This window comes from Massilia sp. CCM 8734 (genome assembly GCF_011682155.1).
GTDB lineage: Bacteria > Pseudomonadota > Gammaproteobacteria > Burkholderiales > Burkholderiaceae_D > Telluria_A > Telluria_A rubra.
Window position 1 is genome coordinate 38,171 of the sequence record NZ_WHJI01000026.1, and the last position, 18,338, is coordinate 56,508.

The window sequence follows — 18,338 nt, forward strand, 5'->3', positions numbered from 1 at the left end:
GGCGTGGACGCTTCCTGCAATGGTGAGGTTTCACCGCCAACCAAGAGGACGTCATGAAAGCCATTTTTGCCGCTGTCGCCGTGTTTGCAGGCTTGCTGCTTGCATCGGTTTGGACCAAGCCGCCCCATAAGCCGGGTGGGTCCGGGCTGACTGTGCAGCGCTCGGACAAGCCGTGTCCGGCCAACAGTTACCTTGCAGGGACGCATTGCGCCTGTCCTGAAGCGACCAACTGGACCGGTGCCGAGTGCATGCAGGTGTGGTCCAATTCGGACCGCAAGTTGGCTGTCGTAGCGCCACCTAAGCCGAGCGTGGCCAAGTCACGCCAGGTGCATATTTACTGAGCAATGAACAAGGCTGCAGGCCCCGTGAGGCGCCTGCAGCCTTGTTTCGCCGGCTGCCGTCCTGGTCAGGTCTTCACCACTTTAACAAGCTCGACCCGGCGATTTTTGGCCCGACTTGCTTCGTCCGTGTTGGGCACCAGCGGCTGGTCGGCACCGTGGCCGGCAGCGGCGAGACGTGTCTTGTCGATGCCGCTGGCCAGCAGGGCTTGGACGACGGCGTCGGCACGTTGTTTCGACAACGCGCTGTTGTGTCCGGCGTCACCGACGTTGTCGGTATGGCCTTCAATCGACAGGCGAAGCGCGGGATCTGACTTGAGGACGGTCGAAATTTCATCGACTGCCGCCTTGCCGTCCGCCTTGACGATGGCCTTGTCCGTATCGAAGTTGATATACAAGGCGATGTGGCCTTTGGCATCGAGTTCCGACTTGATTGTCGCAGCGCGCTTCAAGATCACCGGCGAGACCAGCTCCTTGGCTTGCGCAACGAAGATATTCGTACGCGATTCGTTCACCATCAGCACGATCCAGGAAATGCCTTCGGTGGTGCGCAGGGCGTAGGCGTCATAGGACATGCCCACTTGGGGGATATGCAAATCTTTGCGTAGTTTGGGAGAATCAAATTCCTTGAGAAACGTTGGATCGTCTGGCGATACGCTGTTCACTTTGACGGCACCGAGTGCCTCGATAGCATTGGTATAACTACGGTGCGAAGCCAACACAGTCAGATTTGCCTCCGGGTTCGAAAATAGAATTTCCGCATAACGTCCTTCCACAAAATGCACCTTGTTCTCAACAATGATGCCAACTCTGTCGAATTCCACAAGCTCCCCTCGATATTGATGTTTAGGGATTACTGCTGGATATTCAAAAAATGGGTAGGGCGGCACCGCAGCTGTGGTAAGGGGAATCTTATCCAAGATATCGCTTCTCGCGAGAGTGGGCGGCTCGGCATTTGCAGATCCCGAAATAGGGGAGTTTTCGAGGGTGGCCGGCGGACCAAGTGGAGCAGCTGACAATGTCGGCGGCGATGATGAAGTGGCAGGAAGAAGCTCCGCAGGGCTAGCGCTCTCAGCATGAAGCGTTGGCTCGGTGCGAGCTGCAGGCGTTGTGCCGGTGTCGGATTGGCGTGAACACCCGCTTAAGAGCGAGCAGATGATGGCGGTTGTCGGCAATAGAAGATAGAAATTGTTTGCCATGATATGCCCAATTAGGTTGATAGGAAAGTATTGGTTGACGATACATCAACGAAACCTGATTTCCAACGGTAAGAGTATTGGGAATTCTGCCAGATTAAGGTGACGTGGCCTCTGCGTGAAATTTCGCCGGGAAGCGATGAAACAATTCACGCAGCGGACAATCTTGGTTTTTTAAGTATCCACTCGGGGAAATTGACTGATAGTGATTCTAGCAAGAACTATTCGTCTCCGATCTTGACTTTCCTCAGACAAACACCTGCCAATCGGCTCACACCAATAAGCTCGTCATTTTCATGCTACCTTGGCAAGGTTCAGTTAGCGAGACTTAATAGCGCATCTTCATGCAGATTTGCTATTTATACGTTATTCTATAAATTTCAGCATGGCAATATTTTTTCTAGTTTGCAAACATGAATGAGGACATAGATCAAAACATTGAACTTATGATCAGCTAATCTGACTCAACGTTTTCATCCAGACACATTTCATACATGATCGTTCATTGGTTGAATCTGAATTAAATGGCAATCGCAGTTATCACGTCGACTATCAAGCATCGCAGGATTAAGATGTGAAAGGAGGTTGAACCAAATTTGCAACAGTTACGGAAAAGTCTTGAGACAATTTGATCTAGGTTAAACACCTTGCATTCAGGATTTTCCCCTTTCTATTACATGAGTATAGTTTGTTCAGTTCGTGTGGTTTCTCTCGATTAATTTTAATGGAGTCAACATGAATAAGTTCATTACGCGTCGTCGCCAAGTTGGCCAAGGCATGACTGAATACATCATTATCGTTGCGCTGATTGCTATCGCCGCCATTGGGGTATACCAGGCCTTCGGAGACGTGATCCGCGGCCAAACAGGTGTCGCCGCCTCGACCTTGGCTGGGGCTAAGAATGAAGGAGCGCGAAAGGTCGTGACTGAAGGGAACACGGCAGCAAATGCTCGGGCTAAAAGCCTCCACTTGGATGCCTACGAGTCGACTGCCGGCGTCAAATAATACGGGTAGTACTAGTTGATTTCTTGAGCTCGGGGGAGCGTCCCCCGAGACATAATCGCCGGGGGCGGTGTGCGAAAAATCAGAAACTATCAGAACGGCCAGGCTCTTGTCCTATTCCTTGCCTTTGCTGCTGCGCTGACCGGGATCATGCTCGTGGCGTTCAATTCCGGGCAGGTGACCAACGCAAAAATGCGCGCTATGAACGCGGCTGACGCTGCCGCCTACAGCGGTGCTGTGTGGCAGGCGCGTACTCTTAATTTTCAGGCTTACATGAACCGGGCCATGATCGTCAATGAAGTGACGATCGCCCAATCCGTGAGCCTTCGTTCATGGATTGATTATTTGGCGGAGCTTGTCAGAAATGTTGGTCATATAGCAAAATTTTATCCCCCCGTTTATGCTGCCGTTCAGAAGGTATCTGTGGTCCTGGACAAAGTCAACAACGAGATACAACGACAGTTACCACAGGTTGAAGATGCACTGCGCGCGCTAAATACCATTGAACACACCGCGCAGATTGTGTTTAATAACTCCGGTAGTGTTATCGCTGCTGACATTGCTTACGAGGTAACAAAGAGGAATGGTGCGGAAATATCGCGCGGTGGCGCTGCACTCTTCGCATATAACGTCAAAGAATGGTCTGAATTCACCGAAACATACAATAAGACAAATCGCCCCTCAATAGGGAAAAACAGTGATGGCCGTGCTCGCTTACGAGAAGTAGTGCTCAATTCGCGCGATGAGTTTTCTCGGGCGCGCGACTGGAAGCTGGGTACTGTTATAAGCCTTAGAAAGCAGGGCGGCACCGATTTGATCGATTATGATGCATGGAAGGCAATGGATTCATTGGAATTTCGCCTGGGTTTCTCCGGTTTTGGTGCGAAGATGCCGTTAGGGTGGGGCGGGGCACAAGCATATTCGACGTCTCGAGCCGTCAGCAAGATTGGTGAACATGGTGACTTCAACGACTGGGGAGCTTACGATGGCCTGTTGGCGCGTAATGCAGCGATGAGCAAGCTTACTGCAAATCAACTTACTTTCAGCGCTAAGCGAGCTTCCTTTCCGAATTACAGGGATATCCAGGAATTTGACGTCAAAAATACAAAGAAAAACATGCTTCCTTTTGCTGTCGAAGTGGTAATAAAAAGGAATGTTATAGCGACCGCTGCCAGCACAATGGCGGCTAAGACGGTGTTAATAGGTGGCACTGTGATCGAGTATGATCCGCAATACATAGATGAAGGCGGTGTTTATGCGATTGCCGAAGCATGTATCACCTTTCAACGTCCATTCGATCATCCGCGCGAAAATGGCGCGGTAGAGTTCCCGAGTCTGTTTAATCCATACTGGCGCGCTTCGCTGGCGACTGATGATGTTATACCAATGGGTATCGTTGCGATTGCTAAGAGAATTCCTGCTTTGAGTGCTGCAATGAAAGGTAGAGGATCATGCAGAATATAAAAAGCCCAATTTCGTTAAGATTTCGGTTGTTTTTTTTGATGGGGTTCGCACTGTTAGCTTCATGTAAAGACGAAAAAAAACCAGGGGTTCAAGATGTACTATCTACTATCCATAATAATGGCCGAGATAGTTATGAATTAATCACCATACGCCGGCCTACATCGGTTGAGGAATATTTCAAACTATGGAGTTTGCCTTATGAGCTTTGCGTTGCGTCTGCCAAATTGAACAACGTCCCTGTCAAACCGTTTCCAGCTATCCCAAAAGATTTTGTAATGAAGCGCACCACGGTAACAAGTGACGGGAAGTCATTTCGGACAACCGAAGAGGAGTTCGGAGTGGATATTCAAGATATAACGGTCGAAAATGGATGTGCAACAAGCTATGGGAGTGGTCTCAGGACTTGGGTTGCTCATAATGGAATCGAAGCTGACCTTGATTCTGAAATTCAAAGCGAGAATCACGAGGGGCAAGCTTCATATCAGATAAAGCCATATGATCCAAACCTTGCACAAGCCTATTCTGTTGAAAAAAAGATCAATGGAATTGCCGTCAGATGCACGGGGGCGCACGATTTTATGGTTGCTGGCAAAGTGGTTGCCGAAATGTGTGTACTCGATCCAGTTCTCGGCAGAATAGCAATGGCTGATGGCAAACCTCCAATTGTCTACACGCGCGATATTCCGGGTCCGTCATTGTTTGGTAGCGCTATGGTAGATGAGCCTATATCGTTAAAAGTTGGTATAGAGGTAAATCCTGAGATTTTTGTTAATGCGGCGGCAAAATGAGCATTTCCCCCTATCTCCTACGTCAGCGTGGTCAAGCGATGGTGGAAATGACCATAGTTGCGAGTTTTGTAGTTATGATTTTTCTTGCTATTTGCTATTTCGGGAAATTCCACGATATTCAGGCGAGCACAATTCAGGCTGCGCGTTATAGCGCATGGGAACGCACAGTACGCCCCCCGTCATTTAGCGATAGCAAGCTTCAGGAGCAGACACGTGCGCGTCTTTTTCATTGGAATCGGGACGCGTTTATGAGCGGCGACGGTATGACCGGTAGCTTAGAATGGGGCGTGCAAAGTGAGGTCTGGAAGGACCACTCGGGAGAACAACGTTTACTTGATAAACCAAGCGATGTAACGGTCCGCACTGTACACGGTAAACTGCCGGGGAAAGCCGCAAGCGTGATCACAGACGTTATGGGTATGGTAACGGAAACCCTCGCAACAATATCTGACGGCGAAAAACTCCCCGAAGGCGGCCTGTACACCAGCACCGTCAGCGTCAAACTGAGCAACGTGGCCTCACTGCCCGCACTGCTCAACGAGCTCAACCTCACACTCAACGAAACCTCTTCGCTCATTACCGACAACTGGGATGCGAACAGTCCGTCCCAGGTCGCCGAACGTACCCGTGTCTTCACCGGAGCCGGGCTGTTCCACAGGATAACGCCGGTGATCAAGGCCGCCAGCTACCTTCTGGTGCCCCTCGAACCAGCCTTTCGGCATTTCGAACCAGGCAAGATCTGCCCCGACATCGTCCCCGCCGATCGTGTCACAGGCAGCAATCTGCCGGCCTACGGGGGCGCTCAATGTTTCTGACAACGATGACGGCCCGCCTCGTACTTGTCCTGATGGCGCTCGCACTCCCTGGCATCGTCCGCGCCGGCTGGCAAGACATGCCCGACACGGTGCAGTTGCAAGCGATGGGCGACACCTTGCAGGTCAACGGCACGCCGATGCAAGTGCGCGCCTTCGCCTCGAGGCTCGCTCTCGACGCACTATTACAGGACGTCGAAACCCGCTGGCGCCGCTCGCCGGGCGAAGTCAAACGCTCAGTCAACAGCGCCTGGACCGTCCTCAATCAAACCGTCGGCGCGCAGCACCGCAGTTTTCAGGTGCGCCAGGCCAGCGCCTCGACCATCGAAGGCTTTGTCGCGCTGACATCGCCGTCGGCCACCCGCGAACCGAAGCTGGCAGTGCGCCTGCCGCCCGATATGACCCCTGTTTCCATCATCGATTCGGTCGACCAGGGCCGCGCATCCCAGCAAGTGATCGCCGTGTCGAAGCGTTCGATGACCGCCACCGCTGCCTCGCTTGAAGCATCCCTCAAAGCGTCGGGTTGGGAACGCCACCGCTTCAAGGCGGAACCCACCGGCATCGTGTTCGCGGCCAATAAGGGCAAGCAGCAGTTCGACGCAACCCTGACCGCGCAACCGAACGGTTCGATCGTGATGATGAATACCCTTCTTAACTAAGCCGCCAGGATGAATCGCATGCGCCGCCATCAATCGACTTCCACCGCAGCGCCACCGCCGGGCACACGCCAGCGCGGCCAGGCCATGATCGAATACCTGGTCGTGACCAGCACCGTGGCACTGGTCCTGTTCATCCCCACCGCCCTGACCAACGACATGTCGCTGGCCGATTACCTCGCGCGCGCTGTGCGGGCATTCTTCCGCAGCTACAGCTTCATGATGTCCGTTTCTTAACCCACCGTCCGAATGCGTCCCTTGAAAATCTCTAAAAATACCCTGTTGCTGGGTGGAGCGGTTGGTCTCGGCATCGTGTGCTTTGTCGGCGCCAACTACTTCCTGCGCGCCCATCTCAGTCGCGAGGAAGCCAGGCTCGCCGGCGACTACCAGACCAAGAAAATCCTCGTGGCCAAGGCCGAGATTCCGGCCGGCGCCACGCTCAGCGGCGACAATCTGGCGGTGCGCTCGGTGCCGGAGCGCTATCTGAGCAGTACCGTGCTGGCGCCCGATTCGTTCGATATGGTGCAGGGCCAGAAAATCATGGTGGCGCTCAAACCCGGTGACCCGATCGACCGCGGCGCGCTCGAGCGCGGCGACCACGCGGCCCTCTCGACCACCGTCGCAAAGGGAGAGCGCGCGATCACGTTTCCGGTCGACGAAATCAGTTCGATCTCGGGCATGCTGGTCCCGGGCGACATCATCGACCTGCTGTTCACCGGCCCCGGCACCACCAGCAATTCTTACAACCAGCCACCCGAAGCCGACGGTCAGGCGCGCGCCAGGGAGCTGCTGCATGTGCGCCTGATCATGCAGGCGGTATCGGTCATGGCGACGGGTAAAACCACCCAAAAGCGCGTCGTGCGCACCGAAGGCGGCGGCGAACGCGAAGTCAACGCGGAATTTAGCACCGTCACCTTGAACGTCGGCCCGCGCGACGCCGAGCAGATCCTGCTGGCCCAGCAAATCGGCAAACTGACTGCGGTGCTGCGCAACCCGGAAGACAAGGATGTGCTCAAGCGCGTCGTGCTCGACGAGGCGACTTTCAAGCAGGTGGAAGGCGCCCCGCCCAAGCCGGACGAGGGCCGCTTTATCGAGATCATTATCGGCGGCACCGGCACCGCCGGCGGGGCGCGCGTCAAGTCGCCCGAGGGCGGCGAGGCGCTGGTCAACTTGCTCAAGGAGATCGCGCCGCGCCCGGCAGCGCCAGCCGCCGCACCCACGCCGGCGCCAGCGCCCAGCGCGGGCAATGTGCATCACCGTCTCGGCCTTGTACCGGCGCCGTCGCCGTCGCTCACTGCCGCGGTGTCCCCCATCAAACCATAAGAACGGACCAACCAAGTGATCAAAGCATTCGTCGCTACATTGAGCATCCTGGTGATGCTGGCCACGCCGGCACATGCCGCGCCACCGACAACGATCGATATGTTCGTCGGCGAAGCGCGCGTGCTCCCCTTGTCGCCGTCGCGTATCGCGATCGGCAACGGCAAGGTGATCTCCGCTTCCAGCCTGGCCAATAACCAGATGCTGGTGCTGGCCGAAGCCGGCGGCAGTACCACCTTGCACGTCTGGCTCAAGGGCGGCGGCGAGAAAATCATGACGGTGCAGGTGCGCGAGGCGAATCTGGCGGCCACGCTGGAAGATATCAACCGGCTGCTGGCCAATGTCCAGAATGTCCGCGCCCGCGTGGCCGGTGCCCGCATCGTGCTCGAGGGCGAGATGGTCAGCGATATCAACCAGGAACGGGCGCAGTCGATCCAGAAGATGTTCCCGGAGCAGGTGGTCAATTTCGTCGGCAAGGTGGGCTGGGAAAAAATGGTCTACCTCGACGTCAAGGTCCTCGAACTGACCACCAAGGGCTCGCGTGACCTCGGCATCCGCTGGGACTCGAACGTCAACGGGCCGCATGCCGGCGTAGTCGCCGATTTCTACAGCAACCCGACGTTTCGCTACCTTCCCCCCGCCGGCAGCAGTGGCATCGATATCGCCGACGGCGCCCTGGCCAACAAGATCTGGCCGCCGAAAGGTTTCATCAACCTCACGTCGCTGATTACCTCACGCATCAACTTGCTGGTGCAGGATGGCGAAGCCCAGGTGCTTGCCGCCCCCAGCCTGAGCACGCGCAGCGGTTCGAAAGCGCGCTTCGTGGCCGGCGGCGAAATCCCGCTGCCCAGCGTCGATGCGCTTGGCCGTACCAGCGTCGAGATGAAGGAATATGGCGTCATCCTCGATGTCACGCCGGTGACGGACGAATCGGGCGCCATTTACGCCAAGGTCGACGTCGAAGTGAGCAGCATCGACCGCTCGGTCACGGTGCTCGGCGTCCCTGGCCTGCTCAAACGTAAATCGACCGCCGAATTCAATTCGCGCGACGGCGAAACCGTGGTCCTCAACGGCATGTACTCGTACGAGGGCGCGCGCGACACGCAGAAGGTGCCGGGGGCCGGGCAGATTCCTTTTCTTGGTGGCCTGTTCCGCAACAAGGCGACAGTGAGCGCCACGCGTGAAGTGGCCATCATGATCACGCCGCGCCTGGTGCAGGCCACCCCCAATCCCACTGCCGGGCCGGCGGACGTGAACAAGCAGAAGTTGTATGAATTCGACAAGGCCCTGCGCGACAAGCAGCTTGGGCCGAAGCCCCCCGCACCGCTGACGATGACGGAATAATCCCATGATCACGATCGAATCCAGGCAGCCCGACGGCCAGTTCGCCGACTATCTCATCAGCAAAACCGCCGTGATCGGCGCCGAGGCAGCCTCGCCGATTCCACTGCCCGCCGCAGCCGGCAAGGGCGCGCTGCGCCTGACCGTGGACGCGGAAGGCGGCGCCAGCGTGATCGACCTGGCCTCGCTCGCCGGCGTCTTCGTCAACGGCGAGCGGATCGTGCGCTACGGCCCATTGCGCGTGGACGACGCCATCATGGTCGGCGGCCAGCACCTGCGGGTCAAGGCGGTCGGCCTGGCGCGTCCGGCCGAACCGGTCAAGCCTTCCCTGTGTGACCCGGCCACGCCGGGCGCCGCCGCGCAGGCGCCGCTCCAGCCGGGCGAGGAGCCGCGCGGCGGCGCCCGCAGCGACGCCGCGCGCGCACTGCACCTGGCCCTGTCGCGCAATGCCGAGGTGCTGCACGCGGAGCTGATCCAGACACTCGACCTGCGCCGCCAGGATGTGACGCGCATGGGCGACACCGAGTTGCGCGGCGTGGCCGATAAGCTGATCCGCGAGTTGATGGCGAAGGTCACCCTGCCGGCCGTGACCGATCCCGATGAACTGGCCAGGTTCGTGCTCGACGAAGCGGTCGGCCTGGGCGTGCTCGAAAGCCTGCTGGCCGACGACTCGGTGACCGAGATCATGGTCAACGGCGCTCAGGATATTTTTGTCGAACGCGATGGACAGACGCGCCGCAGCGACATTGCCTTCAGCAGCGAGAAGGCGCTGATGGGCGTGATCGAGCGCATCGTCTCGCCCATCGGGCGCCGCGTCGACGAATCGTCTCCCTTGTGCGACGGGCGCCTGAAAGACGGCTCGCGGGTCAATATCGCGATCCGCCCGATCGCGCTCAAGGGGCCGGCGGTCTCGATCCGCAAGTTCGCCAAGCGCCGCCTGGGTGTGGCCGACCTGGTCAAGTTCGATTCGGTCGACGCTGCCATGGTCGCCTTCCTGCGCATTTGCGTCGAGCAGAAAAAGAACATCGTCATCTCCGGCGGCACCGGCTCGGGCAAGACCACGCTGCTCAATATTATTTCGAACCTGATTCCGCCCTACGAGCGCATCGTCACGATCGAAGACGCCGCCGAACTGAAGCTGTACCACGACAATCTGGTTACGCTCGAAGCGCGCCCGGCCAACGTCGAGGGGCGCGGCCAGATCACCATCCGCGAGCTGGTCAAGAATGCGCTGCGCATGCGGCCCGACCGCATCGTGGTCGGCGAATGCCGCGGCGGCGAGGCGCTCGACATGCTGCAGGCGATGAACACGGGCCACGATGGTTCGCTTACGACGGCCCACGCCAATTCGCCGCGCGATATGCTCTCGCGCCTCGAAGTGATGGTGATGATGGGCGGGATGGAGCTGCCGGTGATGGCGATCCGCGAACAGGTGGCGTCCGCGGTCCAGATCATCGTCCAGCAAACCCGCTTTGCCTGCGGCACGCGCAAGGTCACCAGCATCACCGAAATCACCGGCATGGAGCGCGGCGTGATCCAGATGCAGGAAATCTACCGCTTCCAGCGTCTCGGCTTTTACGATAACGGCAAGGTGCGCGGCCAGTTTGTCCCGTGCGGGAACGTGCCGACCTTTTACGAAGAACTGCGCGGCTTCGGCATCGACATCGACCTGACCACCTTTGGCGTCGACGGCGCCGTCGCGGCGGGCCAGGCCGGCCATGGATGACGCGCTGCTGCCCAGCGTGATCGCGGCCGGCATCGCCGTGGCCACGGTGCTGTTCGTGGCCGCCGTATGGATGCTGGGACGCAGCCTGGCCGCGTCTTACCAGGAAAAGGTGCTCGATACGACCAGCCTGAAGCTGTCGGACATGTTCATCTTCATGGACCCGCGCCTGCTGACCAAGCTCAGTATCATCGCCACCGTGCTGGTGCCTGTGGTGCTACTGGTCTTGAGCCGCAATCCGCTGCTGGCCGTCGCCGGCGCCATGGCGTGCCTGGTCGGCCCCGGCCTGGTGCACAAGCGCCTCAGGGCGCGCCGCCGCAGGATGCTGATCCGCCAGTTGCCCGACACCCTGGACTCGCTGGTCGGCGCCCTGCGTTCGGGCATGAGCTTGCAGCAGGGGCTGGCGCTGCTGGCCGAGCAGTTGCCCAAGCCATCGAGCCAGGAGTTTTCGCTGCTGGTGCGCAAGCTGCGCATGGGCGTGGGCATGGACGAAGCGGTCGATGAACTGGAGTCGCGCATCGGCTCGCGCGAGTACACGATGTTTGCCACCAGCATGCGCATCGCGCGCGAGGTCGGCGGCAACCTGACCGAGTCGCTCGAACGCCTGGCCGACACCATGCGCCGCAAACTGGCGATGGAAGACAAGATCGACGCCCTGACCGCGCAGGGCAAGCTGCAAGGACTCATCGTCGGCTGCCTGCCGCTGTTCCTCATGGCGGCGCTCAACGGCATGGAGCCGGAGGCCATGGCGCCGCTGTTTACGACCTGGATCGGTTACGGCGTGCTGCTGCTCATTTTCGTGCTCGAGTGCGTCGGGTTCGTCCTGATCCGCAAGATCGTCGCCATCGATGTGTAAGAGGAGCTGCGCATGATCGAAATGTATCTGCTTGCCGGCGCGTTTGCGATGGCCATGATGTTCGGCGCGGTATTCGCTTACCGGATCGTCACCGCGGTCCAAGTCGAAGACCGCACCTATGCCGACAAGCCGCCGCCGGCCATGGCGCGTGTCTGGCCGCTGATTGTCCTGGCCACCCATTATCTTGGTCCCTTGCTGTCGGTCGAGTACCGCGAGAAGACCATCCGCCGGCTGCGCAAGGTGGAACTCGATTATGCGCTCTCGCCCCAGCAGTGGTTTGCGTCGAAGGTCGTGTATGCGTGCCTGATCGGCGCCATGGTCACGCTGCTGGCCTTATGGGTGGGGGCGAAAGGCCTGGTGATACCGATGGCCGGCTTCCTGTTCGGTTTCTGGTACCTCGAAATATGGATGCGCGACCGCATCAAGCGCACCGAGATCGACGTGCTGAAAAATCTGCCGGCCTTTCTCGACATGCTGACCCTGGCCATCGAATCGGGCTGCAACCTGACCGTGGGGATGAACATCGCCGTCGAGAAAACGCCCGACAATGCCTTGCGCCGCGCCTTTGCCCGCCTGCTGCGCGAGATCCGCTCGGGACGCAACCGCATCGACGCGCTGCGCATGCTCGAGGAGCGGCTCGACAACGCCGCCGTCAGCTCCCTCGTCAGCGCACTGGTCCAGGCCGAAAAGACCGGCGCCAGCCTCGGCATGGTGCTGCGCGCGCAGTCGACCCAGCGCACCAACGAGCGCTTTTCGCGCGCCGAGAAGCTGGCCATGGAAGCGCCGGTCAAGATGCTCGGCCCGCTGATCCTGTGTATTTTCCCTTGCACCTTCGTCGTGATCGGTTTTCCCATCGTGGTCAAGATGCTGGGCGCAATCAACTGAGGAGGCCTTGATGCTCAAGCCAGGCAACGCCGTTGTTCGCGCAGCGCTGATGTGCTGCAGTTCCTTTCTGTTGGCTTGCGCCACGCCGGCGCCGGCGCCGCATGCCACCGGCCCGATGAGCGAGGCACAGATGATGCAACTGGCCGCGCGGGCCGAGCAGGAAATCGGCGCCGGCCGTTTTGGCGATGCCGAGCTGCGTTACGTGCAGATCGTGCATGCCTTTCCCGCCAACGCCACGGCCTGGTTCCGGCTCGGCACCGTGTACCTGCGCACCAAGCAGGTGCGCCAGGCCCAGGGCGCGTTCGAACAAGCCTTGCGGGTCGAGCCGGGCATGGTCAAGGCCCATGCCAACCTGGCGCTGGCCCACGCGATCTTGTTGCGCGGCGCGGCCGGCATCGCCGTGCGCAGCGGCGATGTCGCCGCGCCGAACCGGCAAGCGCTGCAAGCGCTGATGCGCGATGTCGATCATGCGCTCGGCCCGCAGGCGCCGAGCGCGCCGCAGGCCGCGCCGGAGCCGTTGCAGTGACACGGCGTGATGCCGCCGGCCGCGTGCGCGCTCAGTGCGGCGCCGCGACGATCGAGTTCTATATCATCGCGTTCTGGGTTCTGGTTCCCTTGTTCATGGCGATCCTGCAACTGGGTTTGTTCATGGTGGCCAAGAACACGGCCAATGTCGCCACGCTCGCCGCCGCCCGCGCCGGAGCGGCCTCGGGGCTGGACATGGGCGAGATGCGCCGCGCTTTTGCCTCGCACATCGCGCCCTTGTACGCTACCAGCGGGTTGCGGCGTATCAGCGATGCGGGCTTCGCCGACGCGCAATCGAATTACAAGAGCGTCGGCCTGTCCGCGATTGCGCGTGCCAGATTGGAGACCGAGGGCGTGAAAATCCACCGCATCACGGTCCTCAACCCGACCAGCAAGTCATTCGACGACTTCCAGATCACGCGTGCCTCGGACAAGGCGCAGATTATTCCGGTGGACGGGCTGTACGCCAACAATGCCATGGGCGGAAAATCGCAGCAGCAGCGTTCCGATGCACTGCTGCTCAAGATCGAAACGCGCTACTGCTACCAGATGATCATTCCGGTCATCGACAGCATGATCATCAAGGTACTGACCAGCGACCTGTGGTCCGATCATAGCGTCGATCACCTCACCTGTTATGCCATCAACGCAATCCCGATCCTGTCGCAATCGGTGGTGCGCATCACCGTGCCGCCGGAACGCGGCAAACTGGAGAAATGAACATGGATCATCACGACATTGAGGTGCGTGGCATACGAATCAAGGTGGCGTACTCGTTTGGCGCGCGCCTGGTCGGCTTGCTGGGACGGCGCGCGCTGGCGCCGGACGAGGGGCTGTTGCTGGCGCCCTGTTCCAACATTCATACCTTGTTCATGCGCTTTACCATCGATGTCGTGTTTCTCGACAGTGAAGGGCTGATCCTGGCGATCCACCGCGACGTCAAGCCGTGGCGCGTGCGGGCCGCGCGGCGCGCGTACGCCTGCCTCGAACTTGCCGGTGGCGGAGCGCTGCGGGGCGGGCTGGCAGTGGACCAACGCCTGGCCAGGCTGGCGAGCCACCGTCTGGCCGTGGCGCCATGATCCGCGCATGCCTGCTGATAGCGATGCTGGTGGCGCTGCCGCCCGCGCTGGCTGAAATCCATGTTCGCGTCGATCCCGCCAGCGGTGTTACCGTATTGAGCAATGTGCCGCCCAAACCCGGGCTCACCACAGCGCCGTTCTCCCCGGCAGTCCCGCTGCGCAGTGCGGCAGCGGCATCGTTCCCCAAGGTCGATCCGCACACGCAACAGGAGCGCGACATCGATCGCCGTGCGATCCTGGAAAACGAATTGGTCTCGGAACAGAAGGCGTTGACGACTGCCCGTGAACATGGCGCCGACGACGATGCGCGCCATCGTCATATCGCCAACCTGGCGGCGCTGCGACGTGAACTGCGCAGCATTCGCTAAGCGCTGGTCGCGCATGCCGCGCAAGGCGGTGGGAGGCGCGGCGGCCATCGTGCGATGGCCGCCGGTTGATGCCTGGCTTGGTTACCGCTCAGGTGCTGCTTACTTGCTACTTACTTGCTGCGGCGCGCCCGCTTCTTGCCGCCAGCGGCCGGCGTCTTGCCAGCGCCGCCCGGCATGGCGATGGCCTTGCCGTTGACCGTCAGCTTGCCGGCCTTGTAGTCGAGCATCGACACCAGCACATCGCCTTCCAGGCGCGCATAGCCCGCATCGACGGCCATTGTCACGTACGTGTCGGTCATCGACTTGACGGTGGCGTCGATCGCTTCAGGCGATGGCTTTTCGGCCTGCTTTTCAGCTTGCGACAGCGTGATCTTGCGCGTCACGGCGCTCACCAGCGCGACCGGCACGCGCATTTCGAAGCGCGCATCCATTTTCTTGACCAGCGCGGTGGTCGTTTTAAAGTCGCTCTCGACCGTCTTGCCCAGGGAGAAGCGGCCTTTCAGGAGCGCGCGGTGCCCCAGGTAGCCCACGCTCATCTCGGTCAACTCGATCGCCGTGCCGCGCGCGGACATGCCCTTGGCGAAGGCCTTGATCTGCGGGCCGAACTCGTCCAGCTTCGGCTCGGCGCCCGGCTTGGTCTTTTTCCTGATCTCACTGCTTAATTGCTCGAACGCTTTCAGGTCGAGCTTGCTCATGCGCAGGGACGCGCGCAAGTCCTCGATTTTTTCGTCCATGACCGTGATCAGTTCGATGCGCAAGTCGCTGGCGAGGTCGTAGTCCTTGCCGTTCGGCTCAACCACGGATGTGGCCGACAGCTTGTCCATTTTTATGCTGAACGGCTTGTCCTTGCCGCTCATCTCGATCGACTTGGCCTCCACGCGTGCCGCGCCAATCCAGACGTCGTCGCTGTTGCGGCTTTGCTTGCTTTCCAGGGTGATATTGTTGACGATCCCCTTGCCCGATTTACTGTCGAACATGAACACCGGCCAGCTTCCGGTGCTGGTCATGGTGCGGCCGGCCTCGTCGGTAAGCATATGGAGCTTGAGCGCGCTCCACGACCAGTTTTGCTCGTTCAGGTCGGCGTAATTGTGCGCGGGCACCGAGAAATCGAAAGCGATCATGCCGCCTGCGGCCGGCGCGCGCGTGAGCGTGTACGGACGGGCCGAACCGAAGACTTTTTTCAGCTTCTCGCCGGTCGGCGCGCTGAACTCGTACACAGCCAGCTTGTCGAAAATAGGAATCGGATTGCCCTTGGCCGTACCGAAACTCTGCTCGAGTTCGAGTGTGGCCGCTTCCATGGCGTCGGCCATGTTCGACTCGGTCTTGGCGGCCGGCGCCTTGGCGTTGTCGGTGGCATTGGCGGCCATGGCCGGGAAGGAGGCCATCAGGGCCGCGCACAGGAGAAGTTTTTTCACTGGAGATTGATTGATAAATAGATAATGTTAGACATTATCCGGCAAATGTGTTTACTTGTCATTAAGCATGTTTATCGTTGCTAACTAGCAACGCCTGGAAGATCCCGCTTTGTCTTGCGACAGCGAGCAGCCAGCGCGGCCCTGGCTTGCGAGCCGTTGCAGCCATCCCGGCGCCGCACCCCTACGAGCGAGGCGCGGTGTGCCCGCGTAGCGCCGCCTCGATCACGTGGACCGCCGCGCCGGGCGCGCGGTGCGCGGCGCAGCGCGCCTGCGTTGCCTCGCCGTCAGTGCCCCAGACGTCGAAGATCAGCTGTGCGCCGATGCGCTCGACGATGGCGTCCATGGCCTCGTAATCCTTGGCCATGCAGGCAAAGTAGGCGAACGCATTGAGGTTCCACGCGGCCGGGTACAAGTTGACCAGGTGTTCGAAGCTGGCGCGCATGGTCGGCCAGTCGGCGCGGCCGGCGTCGAACAGGCGCCCGTGATACTCGCTCTGGTCCATGAACCAGTAAATGCGCGCATACATCGACGGCTGCTCCCTGCCGGCGGCATGGCTGGCATCGTGCGCCAGGCGCGCCACGCCATCGGGCGTGCCGCCCCAGCGCGGGTGCGAGTACAGCGCGGCGGTGAAGTAGGCGGCGTGATAGTTCGGATGGCGCGCCAGCGCCTGCCACACCTTCTTGCGATAACCCTCGGCCGACATGCCGTCCACGTAGGGCGCCACGCTGAGCATGGCGCGATGCCATTCCGGATCGTTGGCCCGCTCGGCCAGGACCCGGGTCTTTTCCAGCATGCGCATGGCCACGTCGGCGCCGTACGAGACGGCGTCGCGCTGCTGTTCCGGCAGCTTGCTGAACAAGCCGCTGCCGCGCGCCACATGCAGCCGCCCCAGTTGCAGGTACACGCCGAACAGGCGCGCCGGCACCGACTTCGGATAGCCGGCCTGCCATTGACGTGCCTGCTCTTCCACCGCCTCCCAATAGTCCATGTCGGTGGTGTGGGTGCCGAAACGGCGCAGCTGGTTGTAGAAGATCGCCAGTTTCCACAGCCCGCTCGGGGTGCGCTGGCCGGCGTGGTTCAGGGTGCGATACAGCGCTTCCAGGCGCCGGAAGTCGCCCGCCACCAGATAGCGCTCGGTTTCCTGCTTGATCGCTTCGTGCGCGTGCGTTTCCGCATCCGCCGGCGGCGTGTTCGTTGCGGCCGGCGCGGCGGCGTGGCTGCACAAGGCCGCCGACAGGCACGCCAGCGCGAGGAAGGCGCGGGCGCCCCGGGAAATGCGCGAAAATGTCGTCATGATGTCCCTTTCAGTGCCGGATCGCGCCTTGAAACGCATCCACGGCAGGGAAATAATGACAGCGTGCAACTCTTTACGATCTGCGAAAACGCAAGAGATGACGCCGGGCGCGGGCAGGGCGGATACGGGTAGCGCTGCGCGGCCGGGGCCGGGCGGGCGCTCGATGCCCTACGGGCGCGCTGCGGCAGGGGCCTGGTGCGCCAGGCAGCGCGCGTGCGTTGCCTGGCCACCGGCGCCCCAGAGGGCGGGGACCAGCCCGGGGCCGATGCGTTCGACGATGGCGTCCATGGTCTTGTAATCCTTGGCCATGCAGGCAAAATAGGCGAACCCGTTCAGGTTCCAGGCGACCGGGTACTGCGCGACCATGTGCTCGAAGCTGGCGCGCATGCTTGGCCAGTCGGCGCCGCCGGCATCGAACAGGCGCCCCTGGTACGCGCGCTGGTCCATGGCCCAGAAAATGCGCGCATACATCGAAGGCGATTCCTTGCTCCCGGCATGGCTGGCGTCGAGGGCCAGGCGCGCCACGCCGTCGCGCGTGCCGCCCCAGCGTGGCTGTGAGTACAGCGCGGCGGTGAAGTAGGCCTCGTGATAGTCCGGGTGGCGCGCCAGCGCCTCCCGGACCTTTGCGCGGTAGCCGTTGGCGGACATGTTACGCATGTACGGCGCCACGTTGAGCATGGCGCGGTGCCATTCCGGATCGTTGGCTTGAACGGCGAGGCGCCGGGTATCTTCCAGCATCTGCATGGCCTTGATCGCGTATGCATCGAGGATGCGGCGCTCCACCACCTTCAGCTTGCCGAGGGGGCGGCCGGCGCGCGTTATCTCCAGCAGCTCCAGTTTCACGTACACATCCAACAAGCGCGCCGGCACCGAGTCCGGATAGCGGGCCTGCCACTGATTGGCCTGGCCTTGCATCTCAAGCCAATCATTCATGTCCGGGACCTGGGTGCGGAAGCTGCGCAGCTGATTGTAATAGATGGCGAGCTTCCAGATTCCGCTCGGGGTGCGCTCGCCGGGCCGGTTCAGTCTGATGTGCAGCGCTTCGAGGCGCTCGAAGTCGCCCGCCAGCACATAGCGCGAGGTTTCCTGTGCGATCTCTTGTTGGGCGCGTGCTTCCGCGTCCGGGGTCACCCCCTCGTTCCCGGTCGCAAAGGCGGCATGGCTGCACAGGCTCGCCGACAGGCCGGCCAGCACCAGGAGCGAGCGCATCCCCAGTAAAATACGCGTAATGATTGTCATGACGGTTCTTTCAATGGTCGATAAGGTTGCGGATCGT

Annotated in this window: 20 protein-coding genes; 16 read left to right on the forward strand and 4 right to left on the reverse strand. The window is 60.4% G+C overall.

Features of this window, described 5'->3' with window-relative positions; translation table 11 throughout:
* Positions 1-53: 53 nt before the first annotated feature.
* A complete protein-coding gene (locus F2P46_RS22125) occupies positions 54-341 on the forward strand; it encodes a hypothetical protein (protein WP_166894191.1) in 288 nt (95 codons plus the stop codon).
* Positions 342-406: 65 nt separating this feature from the next.
* Here the strand turns inward: F2P46_RS22125 and F2P46_RS22130 are convergent, their stop codons facing one another.
* Positions 407-1,258: an OmpA family protein gene (locus F2P46_RS22130; protein WP_166894193.1), complete on the reverse strand. Its 852-nt coding sequence runs from the start codon at positions 1,256-1,258 to the stop codon at positions 407-409.
* A 1,011-nt stretch (positions 1,259-2,269) separates the two neighbouring features.
* Between F2P46_RS22130 and F2P46_RS22135 the strand changes: the two genes are divergently transcribed.
* The 15 genes from F2P46_RS22135 to F2P46_RS22205 all read left to right on the forward strand — a co-directional run bounded on the left by F2P46_RS22135 (position 2,270) and on the right by F2P46_RS22205 (position 14,353).
* Complete coding sequence (locus tag F2P46_RS22135) at positions 2,270-2,539, forward strand: hypothetical protein (RefSeq protein WP_166894195.1); 270 nt, start codon at positions 2,270-2,272, stop codon at positions 2,537-2,539.
* A gap of 69 nt (positions 2,540-2,608) precedes the next feature.
* On the forward strand, positions 2,609-4,000 hold the full coding sequence (locus F2P46_RS22140) for a pilus assembly protein TadG-related protein (RefSeq protein WP_166894197.1): 1,392 nt from the start codon (positions 2,609-2,611) through the stop codon (positions 3,998-4,000).
* The gene (locus tag F2P46_RS22145) at positions 3,988-4,788 is read left to right on the forward strand and encodes a hypothetical protein (RefSeq protein ID WP_166894199.1); all 801 of its coding nucleotides are present in this window, start codon (positions 3,988-3,990) and stop codon (positions 4,786-4,788) included. Before F2P46_RS22140 ends, F2P46_RS22145 begins: the two co-directional genes overlap by 13 nt.
* Positions 4,785-5,603, forward strand: a complete 819-nt coding sequence (locus tag F2P46_RS22150; protein ID WP_166894201.1) for a TadE family protein — start codon at positions 4,785-4,787, stop codon at positions 5,601-5,603. Before F2P46_RS22145 ends, F2P46_RS22150 begins: the two co-directional genes overlap by 4 nt.
* Complete coding sequence (locus F2P46_RS22155) at positions 5,594-6,259, forward strand: hypothetical protein (RefSeq protein ID WP_166894203.1); 666 nt, start codon at positions 5,594-5,596, stop codon at positions 6,257-6,259. Before F2P46_RS22150 ends, F2P46_RS22155 begins: the two co-directional genes overlap by 10 nt.
* A gap of 18 nt (positions 6,260-6,277) precedes the next feature.
* Positions 6,278-6,493 (forward strand): hypothetical protein, encoded by a 216-nt coding sequence (locus F2P46_RS22160; protein WP_166894205.1) that lies wholly within the window; start codon positions 6,278-6,280, stop codon positions 6,491-6,493.
* Positions 6,494-6,514: 21 nt separating this feature from the next.
* Positions 6,515-7,579 carry a Flp pilus assembly protein CpaB gene (gene cpaB, locus F2P46_RS22165; RefSeq protein WP_166894206.1) on the forward strand — a complete coding sequence of 355 codons (1,065 nt, stop codon included), beginning with the start codon at positions 6,515-6,517 and terminating at the stop codon, positions 7,577-7,579.
* A gap of 15 nt (positions 7,580-7,594) precedes the next feature.
* Complete coding sequence (locus F2P46_RS22170) at positions 7,595-8,920, forward strand: pilus assembly protein N-terminal domain-containing protein (protein ID WP_166894208.1); 1,326 nt, start codon at positions 7,595-7,597, stop codon at positions 8,918-8,920.
* Positions 8,921-8,924: 4 nt separating this feature from the next.
* Complete coding sequence (locus F2P46_RS22175; protein ID WP_166894210.1) at positions 8,925-10,643, forward strand: ATPase, T2SS/T4P/T4SS family; 1,719 nt, start codon at positions 8,925-8,927, stop codon at positions 10,641-10,643.
* Positions 10,636-11,496 (forward strand): type II secretion system F family protein, encoded by an 861-nt coding sequence (locus F2P46_RS22180; protein WP_166894212.1) that lies wholly within the window; start codon positions 10,636-10,638, stop codon positions 11,494-11,496. The genes F2P46_RS22175 and F2P46_RS22180 overlap by 8 nt, the downstream gene beginning before the upstream one ends.
* 12 nt (positions 11,497-11,508) lie before the next feature.
* Complete coding sequence (locus F2P46_RS22185; protein ID WP_166894214.1) at positions 11,509-12,381, forward strand: type II secretion system F family protein; 873 nt, start codon at positions 11,509-11,511, stop codon at positions 12,379-12,381.
* A gap of 10 nt (positions 12,382-12,391) precedes the next feature.
* Complete coding sequence (locus F2P46_RS22190; protein WP_166894216.1) at positions 12,392-12,907, forward strand: tetratricopeptide repeat protein; 516 nt, start codon at positions 12,392-12,394, stop codon at positions 12,905-12,907.
* Positions 12,904-13,626: a TadE family protein gene (locus F2P46_RS22195; protein ID WP_166894218.1), complete on the forward strand. Its 723-nt coding sequence runs from the start codon at positions 12,904-12,906 to the stop codon at positions 13,624-13,626. Before F2P46_RS22190 ends, F2P46_RS22195 begins: the two co-directional genes overlap by 4 nt.
* 2 nt (positions 13,627-13,628) lie before the next feature.
* Positions 13,629-13,985 (forward strand): DUF192 domain-containing protein, encoded by a 357-nt coding sequence (locus F2P46_RS22200; protein WP_166894220.1) that lies wholly within the window; start codon positions 13,629-13,631, stop codon positions 13,983-13,985.
* Positions 13,982-14,353 (forward strand): hypothetical protein, encoded by a 372-nt coding sequence (locus F2P46_RS22205; protein WP_166894222.1) that lies wholly within the window; start codon positions 13,982-13,984, stop codon positions 14,351-14,353. The genes F2P46_RS22200 and F2P46_RS22205 overlap by 4 nt, the downstream gene beginning before the upstream one ends.
* Positions 14,354-14,463: 110 nt before the next feature.
* Here F2P46_RS22205 and F2P46_RS22210 read toward each other — a convergent pair whose 3' ends face one another.
* From F2P46_RS22210 to F2P46_RS22220, 3 genes are all read right to left on the reverse strand, one after another.
* Complete coding sequence (locus F2P46_RS22210; RefSeq protein WP_166894224.1) at positions 14,464-15,768, reverse strand: DUF945 family protein; 1,305 nt, start codon at positions 15,766-15,768, stop codon at positions 14,464-14,466.
* A 181-nt stretch (positions 15,769-15,949) separates the two neighbouring features.
* Positions 15,950-17,062, reverse strand: coding sequence for a hypothetical protein (locus F2P46_RS22215; RefSeq protein WP_166894226.1), 1,113 nt, complete (start codon positions 17,060-17,062; stop codon positions 15,950-15,952).
* Positions 17,063-17,230: 168 nt separating this feature from the next.
* Positions 17,231-18,301: a hypothetical protein gene (locus tag F2P46_RS22220; protein ID WP_166894228.1), complete on the reverse strand. Its 1,071-nt coding sequence runs from the start codon at positions 18,299-18,301 to the stop codon at positions 17,231-17,233.
* Between the last annotated feature and the right edge of the window lie 37 nt (positions 18,302-18,338).

What these genes read in the sequence shown, in the direction of transcription:
- F2P46_RS22220 (WP_166894228.1), bottom strand. Translation starts at nt 18,301, where the DNA reads ATGACAATCATTACGCGTATTTTACTGGGGATGCGCTCGCTCCTGGTG.
- F2P46_RS22185 (WP_166894214.1), top strand. Translation starts at nt 11,509, where the DNA reads ATGATCGAAATGTATCTGCTTGCCGGCGCGTTTGCGATGGCCATGATG.
- F2P46_RS22145 (WP_166894199.1), top strand. Translation starts at nt 3,988, where the DNA reads ATGCAGAATATAAAAAGCCCAATTTCGTTAAGATTTCGGTTGTTTTTT.
- F2P46_RS22135 (WP_166894195.1), top strand. Translation starts at nt 2,270, where the DNA reads ATGAATAAGTTCATTACGCGTCGTCGCCAAGTTGGCCAAGGCATGACT.
- F2P46_RS22150 (WP_166894201.1), top strand. Translation starts at nt 4,785, where the DNA reads ATGAGCATTTCCCCCTATCTCCTACGTCAGCGTGGTCAAGCGATGGTG.
- F2P46_RS22160 (WP_166894205.1), top strand. Translation starts at nt 6,278, where the DNA reads ATGCGCCGCCATCAATCGACTTCCACCGCAGCGCCACCGCCGGGCACA.
- F2P46_RS22180 (WP_166894212.1), top strand. Translation starts at nt 10,636, where the DNA reads ATGGATGACGCGCTGCTGCCCAGCGTGATCGCGGCCGGCATCGCCGTG.
- F2P46_RS22175 (WP_166894210.1), top strand. Translation starts at nt 8,925, where the DNA reads ATGATCACGATCGAATCCAGGCAGCCCGACGGCCAGTTCGCCGACTAT.
- F2P46_RS22200 (WP_166894220.1), top strand. Translation starts at nt 13,629, where the DNA reads ATGGATCATCACGACATTGAGGTGCGTGGCATACGAATCAAGGTGGCG.
- F2P46_RS22155 (WP_166894203.1), top strand. Translation starts at nt 5,594, where the DNA reads ATGTTTCTGACAACGATGACGGCCCGCCTCGTACTTGTCCTGATGGCG.
- F2P46_RS22215 (WP_166894226.1), bottom strand. Translation starts at nt 17,062, where the DNA reads ATGACGACATTTTCGCGCATTTCCCGGGGCGCCCGCGCCTTCCTCGCG.
- F2P46_RS22125 (WP_166894191.1), top strand. Translation starts at nt 54, where the DNA reads ATGAAAGCCATTTTTGCCGCTGTCGCCGTGTTTGCAGGCTTGCTGCTT.
- F2P46_RS22190 (WP_166894216.1), top strand. Translation starts at nt 12,392, where the DNA reads ATGCTCAAGCCAGGCAACGCCGTTGTTCGCGCAGCGCTGATGTGCTGC.
- F2P46_RS22205 (WP_166894222.1), top strand. Translation starts at nt 13,982, where the DNA reads ATGATCCGCGCATGCCTGCTGATAGCGATGCTGGTGGCGCTGCCGCCC.